Genomic DNA, 14,953 nt, shown 5'->3' on the forward strand with positions numbered 1-14,953 from the left:
CACACCAAGACTTGGTTGTCGGAGTATGCCGCCTGCATAAAGTGAGCGTCTCCAACGTGGGATCGGCAGACCCCGGCCCGCCGATAGCGCGGGCTTTATACGCAGCCCAAAGACCCCTGCTCACCTGAAACAACGCGGGCTTGCGGGCCCCTCTGACGTTCAGCGCCCGCGCGCCCAATGGGTGCTGTCGCGTTTACGCGTTAGCCGCACAATAACCGAGACAAATCCATAGACACAAAACCCGACAGGGTCGGCCTTCAGCAAGGCCAGAAAATCGGGGTGTGGTTTGTCTTCGTTCTGCATCAGGGCGGGGAACAGCGCTGCCAGCTGCGCAGTGCCCTGATCCTGCCTGCGCCGCACGCGGACCAGCCGCGCCAGACCTTCGGTCATTGGCCAGTCATATCGGGCGTTCACTTGCATACGTTCCTGCGGGGTGAACTGCAACCTGACGAAGGTATCGTCGGAAATGATGTCGGGAAACTGCCCCCAGCGCTGCCGCCCCGCAGCATTGACTGCGAACAGGCCAAAGCCTGCGGCCTGCATTCTGGCGAAGGGCAGGCGTTGCCAGAAGCGGGCATAGCGTGCGGTAACCCAACTGGCGGGGGCGGGAATCTGCGCTGTGCCAGCCGCATAGCGCGGCTGATCAACCGATAATGCGCTGGCCAATTCGGCCAGCAGATCGGGGCTGACGACAACATCTGCATCCAGATAAACGCGGATATGCCCGCTTGCGCGCTGCTCTCCTGCGTTCAATGCCCTGATCTTGCCGCCTTCGGGCAGGTCCAGAACATGAAGCGACCAGCCGCGCGATTGCGCCATCGCGGTGAAACCCTGCGCGATTGTGGCAGTGTCATCCCTGCAGCCATTGGCAACAACCACAACTTCCAGTCCGTGCTGCGGCAGCGGGCGGGACGCCAGAACAGCCTTCAGGCAAGTGCCGATATATTGCCCTTCGTTGCTGGCAGGAATGATGACGGACACAAGACCGGTCATGGCCGCGCGCCCCGCATGTGTTCACTACAGCCAGTGCAAAGTGTCATTGCGTGGCCCTTTGCATGTGCGGATTGGCAATCGCCAGCCCCGTTTCCGGCACGGATTGCACGACCGACCAGACGATAGCCTGCATCAGGTCCGCCAGTTCATTCGATGGGGCCTGCGCGGGGCTGCCATCGGCACGCAGAAGTGCATGCGGCAATCCGCGCGGGTCCTGGTGATACAGCACTGCAAAATGCGTAAGCGCGACCAGATATTTCCCCATATCGCTCAGGTGGATGGGGTCCAACTCGCCCGTGGGGGTGCGGGCAAACAGGGCGGTGTGGTCGGGCATACCGGCCAGCCCGCCCTGTGCTGCCACCGCGCGGGTCAGGGCGGCCATGACGCGGCCTGCCGGGATGACATGGATGACGCCTGTATCGGGCTGCGCCATCGCGCCCGCCAGAATGGTCCCTTCCCACAGGGTTTCCGGGTCATTGTCCAGCCGGTGCAGCCAGTCGTCCAATGTGGTCAGATGGGGCCATGATTCATACATGTAAATGCGTATACCGGGCGCATTCCGGCGGGCCGTTGCGGCCCATAATGCAGTGTGGCGCGGGGAGTCGTGCCAGCGGATGGCATCGTTCAGTTCGACCATCTCGGTCATGATGAAGGCGTCATATGCGCCTGATTCCAGCGCTTCATGCGGGTCGCGCCATGTCTGTTGCGTGGCGTTCATTTCCGCAAACCCGTTCACCGGATGCGCGGGATCCCAATGGTCGCGCAGGCTGCTGCCCCAGCCCAGCTGACTGTGAAAGCCATGCCCGGCAAAGCCCGCGCTTTCGGCCAGTTGCGCGATGAACGCGGGCATATCATGGCCCACAAGGCTGTGGCCAAGGTGGTACACTGGCAGTCCGGTTGCCGGTGCGGGCAGCGGGTGTGCGTAACTTGCGCGAAATGCATCGTCCGTCAGCTGTGCGGGGGGGCGTGGGTACAGCCACCACAGTCCTGCACCTGCGACACCTGACAAGCCCGCCATGCCCAAAACCGCGCCGCGCCGGTTCATAGGTCTTGCCCCGTTTTTGCCAGGCGTGCAGCGCGTCTGGCCCGCCACAGAAACACCAGGTTGCCGATGACATAGCGGCCGAACATGCGGCGCGGTTCCATCGCCAACCGCCACGCCCATTCCATCCGTATGCGTCGTATCCAGCGCGGGGCACGCCGCACCCGCCCGGCCAGAAAATCAAACAGCGCGCCCACGCCCATAACCAGCCGGGGGCGCAGGGCGGGTGCGTACTGTGCAAGCCAAAGATCCTGCAAAGGCACACCCATCGCCACCAGAAGAATGTCCGCCCCGCTGTCATTGATGGTGGGAATGGCCACCTCGGGGGTGGCTTGTGCAAAACCGTCCAGCGTTCCGGCAATGCGCAGATCAGGGAAGGACCGCGACAATGCATTTGCCGCATCTGCGGCGACGCCTGCCTGCCCCCCAAGCAAAAAAACCGATAATCCGCGGCGCGCGGCTTCCGCCAGAAGCAGTGGGCACAGGTCGGTTCCGTTCAGATTGGCGGCCAGACGTGCCCCCTGCCAGCGCGCGGCCAGGTCAATGCCCGCCCCGTCGGGCAACAACAGATCGGCGCTGTCCAACGCGCGCCGGTATGCGGGGTTCCGGTATGCGACATTGACGCAATGCGCATTGACGAAGGCCGCACGACATTTTGCCCGCCCCAGAAGCGCTCCGACTGCTTGCGCCTCTGACGCACTCAGCAAGGGCAGCCCGAAAAGCCGGATCAGCACATCCGTGCTGTTCCCGTCGTCACGCACTGGGTGGCATTGCTGCGACATAGGCGTTCCTGGTCCCGCAAGTTTGACAGTCATAATGTCAGATCATGGCCTGAAATTCTGGCAGAAGTAGGGACAGACCACCATAATTCTTTTGCATGGGCACCAAGGGACGATGCGCACCCTAACCTTGAAGGGCACGCACCCCGATTTCCCCTTCGGCGCGGGCACGCATTGCCATCGTCGCGGCATGACTGCCTGCGGCGGTCGTGTAGTAGGGAATTTTGTCATACAGGGCGACCGAACGGATTTCGCGGCTGTCGTCAATCGCCTGCGCCCCTTCGGTGGTATTGAGGACCATTGCAATCTCGCCGCTTTTCAGCAGATCGACAATATTGGGCCGCCCTTCATAGACCTTGTTCACGATCTCACAGGTGACGCCTTGTTCCCCCAGCCAGTTGGCCGTGCCGCGCGTTGCGACGATCCGGAAGCCCAGTTCAATCAGTGACTGCGCGGTTTCCAGCATCATCGGTCCCTTGTCGTAATCCTTGATCGACACAAAGACCTTGCCGCTTTCGGGCAGGGTCACGCCTGCACCAAGCTGCGCCTTGTAGAAGGCGCGCGCGAAATTGCGTGCCCAGCCCATGACCTCGCCGGTTGAACGCATTTCCGGCCCCAGAAGGGTGTCAACGCCCGGAAAGCGCGCAAACGGCAAGACAGCTTCCTTGACCGAAAACCACGGCGTCTGCGGGTCTGCCAGTGTCAGCGGATCGCCCATGGGCAGTGGTTCGGTGGGTTTGACATCGCCATCAAGTGACGCGCGCATAGGGAAGTTCGACAGCGGTTCGCCCGCCATCAGCCGTGCCGCAATTGACGCGATTGCGCTGTCTGTTGACTTGGCGACGAAGGGAACTGTGCGGCTGGCGCGGGGGTTCACTTCCAGCACATAGATCACATCATCCTTGATGGCGAATTGCACATTCATCAGGCCCACAACATTCAGGCCGCGTGCCATGGCTTCGGTCTGGCGGTGCAATTCAGTGATAATGTCTTGCGACAGGGAATAAGGCGGCAGGGAACAGGCACTGTCACCGGAATGCACGCCCGCTTCCTCGATATGTTGCATGATGCCCGCGACGTGGACGGCCTGACCATCGCACAGGGCATCGACATCCACCTCCACTGCGCCGACAAGATAGCTGTCCAGCAATACCGGGTTCTTGCCCGATACCTGCACCGCGTCGCGGATATAGCGTTCCAGATGCGCATCGTCGCGCACGATTTCCATCGCACGCCCGCCCAGCACATAGGATGGACGGATGACCAGCGGGTAGCCCACCTTTTGCGCAATCGCAAATGCCTGTTCCGGGCTGGATGCGATACCATTGACGGGCTGTTTCAGGCCCAGTTTGTTCAGAAGCGCCTGAAAGCGTTCGCGGTCTTCGGCCAGATCAATGGCGTCGGGGCTGGTGCCAAGGATCGGAATCCCTTCTTCCTGCAGCGCATTGGCCAGTTTCAGCGGCGTCTGGCCACCAAACTGCACGATCACCCCGCGCAGCGTGCCGTTTTCCTGTTCCACACGCAGGATTTCCAGCACATGTTCCAGCGTCAGCGGTTCAAAATACAGCCGGTCCGAGGTGTCGTAGTCGGTTGAAACCGTTTCAGGGTTGCAGTTGATCATGATGGTTTCATAGCCAACATCCGTCAGCGCGAAACAAGCATGGCAACAACAGTAATCAAATTCGATCCCCTGACCGATGCGGTTGGGACCACCACCCAGAATGACCACTTTCTTGCGGTCTGACGGGCGCGCTTCGCATTCGGCATCGCCCATGACAGGGGTTTCATAGGTTGAATACATATAGGGGGTCTGGGCCTCGAATTCGGCGGCACAGGTGTCGATGCGCTTGAACACCGCCGTTACGCCCAGATTGCGGCGTGCGCGGCGCACCTGCCCTTCGTCCCGGCCGGTCAGGGCCGCAAGGCGTGCATCGGTAAAGCCCAGCATCTTCAGATCGCGCAGGCCCTCGGCGGTAAGGGGCAGGCCATTGGCGCGAATCCGTGCCTCTTCGTCGATGATTTCGCGGATGCGGCTCAGGAACCATGGGTCAAACGCGGTTGCGGCCTGAATTTCATCATCTGACAGCCCTTCGCGCATGGCCTGCGCGATCAGGCGCAGGCGGTCGGGTGTCTGCGCGGAAATGGCCTTGATGACGGACGCCTTGTCCGGCGCACCGGGAATGGCGATTTCGTCAAACCCGGTCAGGCCGGTTTCCATGCTGGCCAGTGCCTTTTGCATGGATTCGTGGAAGGTACGGCCAATTGCCATCGCCTCGCCCACGGATTTCATGGCGGTGGTCAGTTCGGGTTTTGAGCCGGGAAATTTTTCAAACGCAAAACGCGGGATCTTGGTGACAACATAGTCGATTGTCGGTTCAAAACTGGCTGGCGTGACCTTGGTGATGTCGTTGTCCAACTCGTCCAGCGTATAGCCGATGGCCAGTTTCGCGGCGATTTTCGCAATCGGAAAGCCCGTCGCCTTGGATGCCAGCGCAGATGACCGCGACACGCGCGGGTTCATTTCAATCACGACCATGCGCCCGTCTTCGGGGTTGATCGCCCATTGCACGTTGGACCCGCCGGTTTCGACGCCAATTTCACGCAGCACGGCGATGGAGCCGTTGCGCATGATCTGGTATTCCTTGTCGGTCAACGTCAGCGCGGGTGCGACGGTGATGGAATCACCTGTATGCACGCCCATCGGGTCCACATTCTCGATGGAGCAGACGATGATGGCATTGTCGGCGCGGTCGCGCACGACTTCCATTTCGTATTCTTTCCAGCCCAGCAGGGATTCATCGACCAGAATTTGCGCCATGGGTGATGCATCAAGGCCAGACCGGCAGATGCGTTCGTAATCATCGCGGTTATAGGCCACACCGCCACCCGTGCCCCCCAGCGTAAAGGCGGGACGGATGATCGCGGGCAGGCCGACATATTCGATGGCGGCCATCGCTTCGGCCACGCCTGCGTTGATGTCGTATTTCCCGTTGGGCAGTTTGGGGGCTGCAACAATGGTTGCGCGTGGGTTTTCAATACCCAGCCGGTCCATTGCTTCACGGAACAGCTTGCGGTCTTCGGCCATTTCAATGGCTTCGCGCTTGGCACCGATCATCTCGACGCCGAACTTGTCCAGAATGCCCATATCCGCCAGCGCCAGCGACGTGTTCAGCCCGGTCTGGCCGCCCATGGTGGGCAACAGCGCATCGGGGCGTTCCTTTTCGATGATCTTCGCGACAATTTCAGGGGTGATGGGTTCGATATAGGTCGCATCGGCAAGGCCGGGATCGGTCATGATTGTTGCCGGGTTGGAGTTGACGAGAATCACCCGATACCCTTCTTCGCGCAGCGCCTTGCAGGCCTGCGCACCGGAATAGTCGAATTCGCAGGCCTGTCCGATGACAATAGGCCCCGCACCGATGATCATGATGGACTGGATATCGGTTCTTTTCGGCATGTTGGACCCCTGGATGGCGCGCGCAGCAAATAACACAGCGCATTATTGCACCGTGTAAATTGCGCGCGTTATATCCAAGGCATGCGGCGGTGCAACCCCTGTTCGATGCAGCCGTGGAATGTTAACATCGCGTAAAACGATTGGTTGGCGAAATTCACTCAACCATAGTAGTATGTCAGAAAGTGGACGATTTAATTTTATTTCATTGGTGTGTTCATGAAAGAATTTGTTAATGTTGATCAGATGTTATGGCCAGGGATGGGTGCAAAACAGGACGACATGACAGCCGATATAAAACCCTATGGCAATGAAGCGCGTCTGACTGACATTCAGGGGTTGGTGGTCGAACTCATTAACCGATTGCTTTCCGCCAGCATTGATGAAGTCGATGCCGCCATTGACGATGGTCTATCCAAGCTGGGTGCTTTCACCGGGCGCGACAGGTCTTATGTATTTGTTATAGAAGGGGAATACGCGCGAAACTCGCATGAGTGGTGTGCTGATGGCATTGACCGGATGAAGGAACATCTGCAAGCCCTGCCCATTCGTGAACTGGAAGATATTCGCGTTCCCATGACGGCAGGGCAGGTCATTCACGCGCCCGATATCGCCCATTTTGAACCGGGAAGCGCGGAATATGAATTGCTGGCATCACAAGGAATCCGGTCGGTATTGATTGTGCCGATGCTGGATGAGGGGCGCTTTTTCGGGTTGGTGGGGTTTGACAGCGTAAGTATGCCCGGTGCCTTTCTGCCGGGCGAAATATATCTGCTGCGGTCCTTTGCGGATGTGGTGATGTCGGTTCTGTTGCGCCGTCAGGCGACACTCGATATGCGCCGTGCGCAGGACGAACTGGCCAGCGAACGTGCCTTCCTTCAAGGTATCGTCAGCACCAGTGCGACAGGTTTTGTCGTGATGTCAGAAGAAGGGCGCATCATCTACGCCAATGACGCTGCGGAAACCGTTCTGGGCGCGTCGCGCGAATTCATGATGGGCGAAATGTATAACAGCCCGAAATGGCAGATGACGGACCTGAACGGGGAGCGGGTGAAGGAAGAAGATGAACCATTCGCGCTGGTGCAAAGGACCGGGGGCATGGTTCAGAACCACCGCGTCGCCCTGCATTGCGACGACGGGGTGCGCTATGCGTCCTTCAATGCCGCCCCTATAGCCACATCGGATGGACAGGCGGCACGTGTCGTCTATGCGGTTAGCGATGTGACGGCGCTGGTCACCGCGGAACAGGCGCGGGAGGCTGCGCTGGATGAAGCGCGCCGCGCGAATATTGCGAAGTCGAACTTCCTGGCGAAAATGAGCCATGAAATCCGCACGCCGCTGAACGGTGTTCTGGGCATCGCAGATATTCTTGCTGAAACCGTCGAAGACAAGACCAGCCTGCAGATGATCAATGTATTGCGCAATTCGGGCACATTGCTGATGGGGATCATCAACGATCTGCTGGATATGAGCAAGATCGAAGCCGACGCGCTGGAACTGGAGGCGGTGCCTTTTCAGCTGAGCGATCTGGCCCGCCGCATCGAGGAGGTTCACACCCTGCGCGCCGCGGAAAAGGGGTTGTCCTTCAGCGTGCGAAGCCACGATCCTGTCGGAGCGCTGCGTTTGGGCGACCCGCAGCGCCTGACGCAAATTCTGCATAATCTGATCAGCAACGCAGTGAAGTTCACGCAGCAGGGTTACGTCAATGTCTGGCTGTCTGCGCTGGATGACAAGATGATACGGCTATGTGTCGAAGACAGCGGTATCGGCATGACAAGCAAGCAGTTGCAGCGGGTGTTCGACCCGTTTTCGCAGGCGGACAGTTCCATTTCACGCCGGTTCGGCGGTACCGGCCTCGGGATGTCCATCGTCAAGCGTCTGGTCGAAATGATGGAGGGAACGATCACGCTGGACAGCAGTGAAAAGCAGGGGACGAAAATAACGATCAATCTGCCGCTGCCCGTCGCCACAGCGGAACAGGCGGATGTGAAATACCGTCCCCCCCCCTCTCGCGGGGCGTCGTCTGAAAAATCTGTGCTGCCGCCGTTGTCGATTCTGGTCGCGGATGACAACCGGACCAATCAGATGATTCTTGGCATTATGCTTGGCCAGCTTGGCGCTGAAGCCGTGATGGCCGATGACGGGTTGGCGGCGCTGGAAAAATTCAAGCAAGGCCGGTTCGATGTTCTTGTGCTGGATATTTCCATGCCGGGTATGGATGGCGTGACATTGCTGAATGCGATCCGCACAGAAGAAAGCCTGCGCGGGCTGCCACACACACCGGCGCTTGCCTTCACCGCCAATGCCATGTCCCACCAGATTGCGGGTTACCGCGCCGCCGGTTTCGATGATTGTCTGACAAAACCCCTGCGGCGCGAAGACCTTCTTGCGGCCCTGACACGGGTCGTCAGCATGGCATAGGGGCGGAATTCCGCCCCCCGAGGCCGTTACCGGACAGCTGGCATGACAAGAGGGGACGCCGCGCAGGCGCGTTCCAGCGTCCGGGCGTCGCAGCGCGTGGGGCCAAGGTCATGTGACAGGCAGATGCGCAGTTCCTGCACCCTGCCCGAATGGCAGGTCAGGAATGCCACGTCACCCTGCATATCCGGGTTGGCCTGTTTCAGCGCACCCATCAGGTCCGCAGGTTGCACGCGCTGGTCCTGAGGCCCCGCACCGGGGGGAAGTTGCACTGCATTGAATGCGCTGCGCATGGCGGCAAAATATGCGTCGGCTGAAAGGTTGCTGCAGGTGCCGTGCTTGCGCCATTGGTGCCAGGCCAGACCCGATGACCCCATGATGTCTGTCATGCCCGCAGTCTGCGCGCGGCTGGGTGCAGGTTGGCTGCTGTCGCAGAATTCCGGCCAGGTGCCGTCTGCATTCTGGGGCCACAGCCCGTGTACAAGCCACCCGGCACCGGACCCGCGCGCGCAGCGGTCGTCATTGCGGCTGTCGCCTTCATAGGCGCACCAGCTTGGTGTCCAGCTGATCGACAATATAAAATATCCGTCGTGGCCCTGTGCGTTGGGTGCCCGTGCTGCAGGTGTCCCGTCCAGCACAGCATAGGCCGCCAGCACAAACACCAGAATAACGACCCCGAAAACTGCCCGCATTTTCACTTTCCCTTGCAGCCAGTTCTCGCTATAACCCAGCCATTCCCCGAAATCGAGGATAAGCAGGTTCGCCCTGCGGCCGATTCTCCGGCGGGAAGGATTTATGTGCGCACGTCTGGTGTGCCAAATGACAGGAGTGCATGTCATGTCGAAACCGCTGATGCCAAAGGCAACCGCTGTCTGGTTGGTGGACAACACGACTCTCAGCTTCAAGCAGATCGCAGATTTTTGCGGACTGCATGAACTGGAAGTGCAGGGAATCGCCGATGGTGATGTGGCCGGTGGCGTGAAGGGCTTTGACCCTATTGCCAATAACCAGCTTGACCAGATCGAAATTGACCGTGGCGAGAATGACGCCCGCTACAAGCTGAAGCTGAAGTATAACCCCGCTGCCGAAGGCGAGGAAAAGCGTCGCGGTCCACGCTATACGCCGCTGTCCAAACGGCAGGACCGTCCTGCGTCGATCCTGTGGTTGGTCAAGTTCCACCCAGAACTGGCGGATGCGCAGATCCGGCGCCTCGTGGGGACCACCAACAGCACCATTCAGGCGATTCGGGAACGCACGCACTGGAACATCAGCAACCTGCAACCGATTGACCCGGTGGCGCTTGGCCTGTGCCGGCAGTCAGAACTGGACAAGGAAGTTCAGAAATCTGCCGCCAAGCGCGCTGCCGAAGGTGGCTTCATGTCCGATGACGAGCGCCGCAAACTGGTATCGACCGAACAGTCGCTTGACATGGACCCCGAACCCAAGATGCCCGCAGGCATTGCCGGTCTGGAAAACTTCACCATGAACGACCTGAAATCGGATGATGAAGAAGACACTGCGCGCCCGGCCGATTACAGCGATGCTGAAAGTTTCTTCAACCTGCCCGATGATGCAGATGAAGAAGATGACGACAGCACCGACCCACGGGACCGCTGATACCTGAAAACGCGAATTTGCCCTTGTGGGACGCATAATTGGGGAAGTTTTATGAAATTCACGTTGTCCTGGTTGGCGGATCATCTGGAAACTGATGCCACGCTGGACCAGATCGCCGATGCGCTTACGGATCTGGGTCTTGAAGTCGAAGAAGTGACCGACCCTGTTGCAACGCTTGGGGCGTTCCGCATCGCGCGCGTGATCGAAGCTGTGCAGCACCCGGATGCGGACCGGTTGCGGCTGTGCCGTGTGGAAACATGGCCAAACGGACCAGATGCGCCTTCAGAAGAAGTGCAGGTTGTCTGTGGCGCGCCGAATGCGCGCACGGGCTTGCGCGGTGTGTTTGCGCCGGTGGGCACCCATGTTCCCGGCACCGGTGTTGACCTGAAACCCGGTGTCATCCGGGGGCAGGCCAGCAATGGTATGCTGTGTTCCGAACGGGAACTGATGCTGTCTGAAGATCATGATGGTATCATTGACCTGCCGGATGATGCCCCCCTTGGTCAGCGGTATATCGACTATGCGGGCCTGAATGATCCGGTGATCGATATCGCGATTACCCCAAACCGCCCCGATGCGCTGGGCGTGCGCGGCATTGCCCGCGATCTGGCGGCGCGTGGTCTGGGCAAGTTGAAACCGCTAGCTGTGACAGCGGTTGAAGGCCAGTTTCCCAGCCCGGTCAGCGTGACCATCGCGCCTGAACTGAAGGAAAAGGGCTGCCCGCTTTTTTCCGGTCGCGTCATTCGCGGTGTGACCAATGGTCCGTCGCCGGACTGGTTGCAAAAGCGCCTGCGGGCCATCGGGCTGCGCCCGATTTCCGCGCTGGTAGATATTACCAATTATTTCACCTTCGACCTGAATCGCCCGTTGCATGTTTTCGATGCCGACAAGGTGCAGGGTGGTCTGCGCATTCATCCCGCGCAGGGTGGCGAAGAAATTCCGGCGCTGGATGAAAAGACCTATACGCTTGCGGCTGGTCAGATGCTGATTTCCGATGATCACGGTCCCGAAAGCATTGCGGGCATCATGGGGGGGGCGCAGTCCGGCTGCACTGCGGACACGGTGAATGTGTTTCTGGAATCGGCCTATTGGGATCCGATAACCATTGCCGCGACGGGCCGTGCGCTGAAGATCAATTCGGATGCGCGCTATCGGTTTGAGCGCGGGGTCGACCCTGCCTTCACCCTTGACGGGCTGGAACTGGCCACGCAGATGGTGCTGGACCTGTGCGGCGGCACCCCGTCCGCGGTTGTTGTGGATGGCGCGGTGCCGGACACAACGCGCGCCTATCGGTTTGACGCCGCGCGCGTCGGGTCATTGGTGGGCATGGAGATTGCAGAAGACGACCAGCGCGCAACGCTGGCCGCGCTGGGTTTCCGGCTGGATGGTGATCAGGCGTTCGTTCCCAGCTGGCGGCCGGACATTCACGGCGAGGCCGATCTGGTTGAAGAAATCGCGCGTATCGCATCCTTGACCAAGCTGCAGGGCAAGCCCTTGCCGCGTGTGCAGGCCGGTGTACCGCGCTCCATTCTGACGCCTTTGCAGACACGCGAACGCGCAGCGCGGCGCATGTTGGCGGGGTTGGGCTATAATGAATGCGTGACCTACAGCTTCATTGACAGTACCGCCGCTGCGGCATTTGGCGGTGGCGCGGATGATGTGCGGCTGGAAAACCCGATTTCATCGGAAATGACGCATATGCGCCCTGATTTGTTGCCCGGGTTGTTGCAGGCGGCCAGCCGGAACCAATCGCGTGGTGCGCCTGATCTGGCCTTGTTCGAAGTGGGGCCAGCGTTTTCCGGCGGCGAACCCGGTGAGCAGCATATTCAGGCGGCGGGCATTCTGGTTGGTGCGACTGCGCCGCGTGACCCGTTCGGCAGCCGCCGCGCGGTGGACCTGTATGACGCCAAGGCTGATGCCGAAGCGGTGCTGTCGGCCATCGGCGCGCCGGTCAAGTTCCAGATTCACCGCAACCTGCCGGAATGGTTTCACCCCGGTCGTGCGGGCGTTATCTCGCTTGGACCGAAACTGCCGCTGGCGGTGTTTGGCGAATTGCATCCGCGCGTCCTGAAAGCGTTTGACGTCAAAGGGCCGGTTGTTGGTTTCATGGTCTATCTGGAAAACCCGCCCATGCCCAAAGCGCGCAAAACCTCGCGGCAGGCGCTGAACAGCAGCGCGTTGCAGCCTGTGGACCGTGACTTTGCCTTCGTCGTGAATGCAGATATCGAGGCGCTGAATCTTGTGAATGCGGCCCTTGGTGCAGACAAGGCGCTGATTTCGGGCGTTCAGGTTTTCGACGAATTCGCAGGGCCGAAAGCCGATGCGCAACTGGGCGCTGGCAAGAAATCACTGGCCATCACGGTCCGGATGCAACCCAGTGACAAGACCCTGACCGAGGATGATATCGATCAGGTCAGCCGCAAGATTGTCGAAAAGGTCCAGAAGGCCACTGGCGGAACATTGCGCAGCTGATATCTGGCGCGGATAGCGTTTTCGCCGGATAAAACGCCGGTGCCTGATCGCATCAGGCCCGGCAATGCCTGCATGTCGGCATTTGCGCTGACAGGCCGCGGGTGCAGCCTGTCAGCGCGTTGCCCGGCTCAGATATCGACCAGTGCTTCAAACCCGCCAATGATCATGCGCTTGCCATCGAAGGGCATCTGCATATTGGCGAACCGTTCATCCTGCATCATGCGGCGCGATCCTTCATCGCGGGTGGCTTTGTCGGGCCATTGGGTCCAGCAGAACATCAGTACTTCACCCGGTTCAGCCTGCACGGCGCGGCGGAAATCCGTGGATGTGCCATCAGGAATATCAACGCCCCAGTTTTCCATGATCCATGTCGCGCCATATTCGATAAAGATCGGGTCGACTTCTTTCGCGAAGCTGCGGAATGCCTCGCGCCCGTCCTTGGGTATGGCACAGACGAAACCGTCAAAATACCCGCCCGGCTGCCGCGATCCCAGTTCAAGCAGTGGTTCAAACCCGCCATAGATGACACGCTTGCCGTCAAAGGGCATGGGGTTGGTATCCATGCTCAGGCGCGGGTCGTTGATGGCGTCTTTCATGGCGGCGTCGTGAATTTCCTTTGATGGCCACAGATACCACGCAAAGACCACGGTTTCATCAGGCTGCGCCTTCACTGCCATCGGAAAGGATGTCAGCTTGCCTTCGGGGACGTCATCGCCCCAGCATTCTGCGCCATGCAGCATGCCATAGGCCTGAAACCCTTCCATTGCCTTTTGGGCATGGGTGCGGAACGCGTCGCGGTTTTTGGTTGGGACCGCAGCGACAAAGCCTTGGACATAGGTCATTTCAATCCTCCTGTTTGCGAATAGCCGGGGCCGGGCGGGTGGTTCTGCGCATCGGCCCCTCGCGTTGGAATCGGTGTGTAGATCTGTGTAACAATAAAAACTTGTATATACAAGTTTTTGGTGCGCGGATGGCTGACGTAACCGCAAGGGGCGTATTCAACCAGCCTTGCGCTTTCACCCTATATGTAAATGCATTCCCTAGACCGGATGTACCGGCAGTGGCAGCGCGGTGGGTGCCGGGGCGTTTCTTGCCTGCGGCAGGTAGGACCGCGCCAGCACATCCATGGAGAGCCAGCCCCAGTTGATCAGATTATCCTGTTCTGCGACTGAAAAACGGTTCAGCCGCGTCCGGATTCCGGCCAGATGCGCGATCATCTCCGCAGAGAACGCGATTTTCTGTTCTGCCGGGCGGTCCGCGATGCCACAGTCGATCTGGGAAATCGCAAAAGCGCGCCCCTCACTCACGCATGCGGTATACAGCAATCGCCGCCGCAGGCTTCGGGCCTGATCCGTGCTGATCGACAGAATTCTGGACAATTGCTTCGGCCATAACCCGCTTGCGGTTTCCGTCACCGAGAATGGCTTGCCTGCGTCACTGACAATGACCGGATTGAAATCATCGACAGATTCAAGGGCCATATTGTCATAGGCCCCCCCATCTGTCAGGCGCAATTCGCGCTTGTAATTGTTGTCGCTGAAATGGCTGGCGCCTGTCAGATTGGTCCAGGCCGATGGTTTCAACTTGATTCGTACCGGTGAAAGAACCGGCGGGAACGCACTGGATGCCGCGACCACAGTGCTTAACGGAAGGTCAGGATTGAAGATGCAGCCGATCATGTAATCAGCCATGTAGCGTTTCTGAAACCGCACTGCCCTGCCGGTTTGCAGGTTGGTGGCCTTGAAAACAAAATCCGGCGCATCAGGCAGGTCTTGCAATGTCCGCTTATCCAGCAGGGTTTCATAGGCCTTTGCCAGCCGCGCCCCCGCAGAGGTGAAAGGATTCAATGCGCCGATGACGCCGGCGGAAATGTCAATGCCGCGGCTGCAGAAATTGCGCAGCGGGGCAATGACGTGGCTGTCAAGGTTGGTGAACCGGTCGTTCACCAGTGTCATGTCATCCCATGCTATCGCGAGCCTGGCCGCCGTGATCGATCCGCCCGAAACAGCAGCGATACGCCCCATCTGCGCCAGCAACCCCAGTTCATTCAGGCGTATCAAGGCCCCGCAATGATACAGGGTCGCGCGAAACCCACCGCCCGACAGGGCAAGCGCAGGCGCGTTGCGATCTGTGGTTCGTTCAAGTTCTACAGGGTCCATTCCCGTCTCCTTTGAAAAT

At 59.5% G+C, this 14,953-nt stretch carries 10 protein-coding genes; 3 read left to right on the forward strand and 7 right to left on the reverse strand.

Going from position 1 to position 14,953, the window contains the following annotated elements; genetic code table 11:
- Positions 1 to 159 precede the first annotated feature (159 nt).
- The 4 genes from PUT78_RS10685 to carB form a co-directional block, all read right to left on the reverse strand.
- A complete protein-coding gene (locus PUT78_RS10685; protein WP_274352254.1) occupies positions 160 to 993 on the reverse strand; it encodes a glycosyltransferase family 2 protein in 834 nt (277 codons plus the stop codon).
- Between the two features lie 43 nt (positions 994 to 1,036).
- Positions 1,037 to 2,038: a hypothetical protein gene (locus tag PUT78_RS10690; protein ID WP_274352255.1), complete on the reverse strand. Its 1,002-nt coding sequence runs from the start codon at positions 2,036 to 2,038 to the stop codon at positions 1,037 to 1,039.
- Entirely contained in the window at positions 2,035 to 2,850 is an 816-nt protein-coding gene (locus PUT78_RS10695) for a WecB/TagA/CpsF family glycosyltransferase (RefSeq protein WP_274352256.1), read from the reverse strand. Before PUT78_RS10695 ends, PUT78_RS10690 begins: the two co-directional genes overlap by 4 nt.
- An 88-nt stretch (positions 2,851 to 2,938) precedes the next feature.
- Positions 2,939 to 6,271, reverse strand: a complete 3,333-nt coding sequence (gene carB, locus PUT78_RS10700; protein ID WP_274352257.1) for a carbamoyl-phosphate synthase large subunit — start codon at positions 6,269 to 6,271, stop codon at positions 2,939 to 2,941.
- A 279-nt stretch (positions 6,272 to 6,550) separates the two neighbouring features.
- Between carB and PUT78_RS10705 the strand changes: the two genes are divergently transcribed.
- A complete protein-coding gene (locus tag PUT78_RS10705; protein WP_274352258.1) occupies positions 6,551 to 8,689 on the forward strand; it encodes a hybrid sensor histidine kinase/response regulator in 2,139 nt (712 codons plus the stop codon).
- Positions 8,690 to 8,715: 26 nt separating this feature from the next.
- Here PUT78_RS10705 and PUT78_RS10710 read toward each other — a convergent pair whose 3' ends face one another.
- Positions 8,716 to 9,378, reverse strand: coding sequence for a ribonuclease T2 family protein (locus PUT78_RS10710; RefSeq protein WP_274352259.1), 663 nt, complete (start codon positions 9,376 to 9,378; stop codon positions 8,716 to 8,718).
- A 145-nt stretch (positions 9,379 to 9,523) separates the two neighbouring features.
- On the opposite strand from PUT78_RS10710, the gene PUT78_RS10715 reads away from it, so the two are divergent.
- Together PUT78_RS10715 and pheT are read left to right on the forward strand one after the other, a co-directional pair.
- Positions 9,524 to 10,303, forward strand: coding sequence for a DUF1013 domain-containing protein (locus tag PUT78_RS10715; protein ID WP_274352260.1), 780 nt, complete (start codon positions 9,524 to 9,526; stop codon positions 10,301 to 10,303).
- Between the two features lie 51 nt (positions 10,304 to 10,354).
- Entirely contained in the window at positions 10,355 to 12,775 is a 2,421-nt protein-coding gene (gene pheT, locus PUT78_RS10720) for a phenylalanine--tRNA ligase subunit beta (protein ID WP_274352261.1), read from the forward strand.
- Positions 12,776 to 12,903: 128 nt separating this feature from the next.
- Here the strand turns inward: pheT and PUT78_RS10725 are convergent, their stop codons facing one another.
- Both PUT78_RS10725 and PUT78_RS10730 read right to left on the reverse strand, forming a co-directional pair.
- A complete protein-coding gene (locus PUT78_RS10725; protein ID WP_274352262.1) occupies positions 12,904 to 13,617 on the reverse strand; it encodes a DUF1428 domain-containing protein in 714 nt (237 codons plus the stop codon).
- A 198-nt stretch (positions 13,618 to 13,815) separates the two neighbouring features.
- Complete coding sequence (locus PUT78_RS10730) at positions 13,816 to 14,934, reverse strand: patatin-like phospholipase family protein (RefSeq protein ID WP_274352263.1); 1,119 nt, start codon at positions 14,932 to 14,934, stop codon at positions 13,816 to 13,818.
- Positions 14,935 to 14,953: the final 19 nt, after the last annotated feature.

Origin of the sequence: Roseinatronobacter alkalisoli (assembly GCF_028745735.1) — a bacterium.
Taxonomy (GTDB): Bacteria; Pseudomonadota; Alphaproteobacteria; order Rhodobacterales; family Rhodobacteraceae; genus Roseinatronobacter; species Roseinatronobacter alkalisoli.

Bases quoted from the DNA above. Each gene is read 5' to 3' on its own strand.
- PUT78_RS10725 (WP_274352262.1), bottom strand. From the start codon at position 13,617: ATGACCTATGTCCAAGGCTTTGTCGCTGCGGTCCCAACCAAAAACCGC.
- PUT78_RS10690 (WP_274352255.1), bottom strand. From the start codon at position 2,038: ATGAACCGGCGCGGCGCGGTTTTGGGCATGGCGGGCTTGTCAGGTGTC.
- PUT78_RS10705 (WP_274352258.1), top strand. From the start codon at position 6,551: ATGACAGCCGATATAAAACCCTATGGCAATGAAGCGCGTCTGACTGAC.
- PUT78_RS10695 (WP_274352256.1), bottom strand. From the start codon at position 2,850: ATGACTGTCAAACTTGCGGGACCAGGAACGCCTATGTCGCAGCAATGC.
- carB (WP_274352257.1), bottom strand. From the start codon at position 6,271: ATGCCGAAAAGAACCGATATCCAGTCCATCATGATCATCGGTGCGGGG.
- PUT78_RS10715 (WP_274352260.1), top strand. From the start codon at position 9,524: ATGTCGAAACCGCTGATGCCAAAGGCAACCGCTGTCTGGTTGGTGGAC.
- PUT78_RS10685 (WP_274352254.1), bottom strand. From the start codon at position 993: ATGACCGGTCTTGTGTCCGTCATCATTCCTGCCAGCAACGAAGGGCAA.
- PUT78_RS10710 (WP_274352259.1), bottom strand. From the start codon at position 9,378: ATGCGGGCAGTTTTCGGGGTCGTTATTCTGGTGTTTGTGCTGGCGGCC.
- pheT (WP_274352261.1), top strand. From the start codon at position 10,355: ATGAAATTCACGTTGTCCTGGTTGGCGGATCATCTGGAAACTGATGCC.
- PUT78_RS10730 (WP_274352263.1), bottom strand. From the start codon at position 14,934: ATGGACCCTGTAGAACTTGAACGAACCACAGATCGCAACGCGCCTGCG.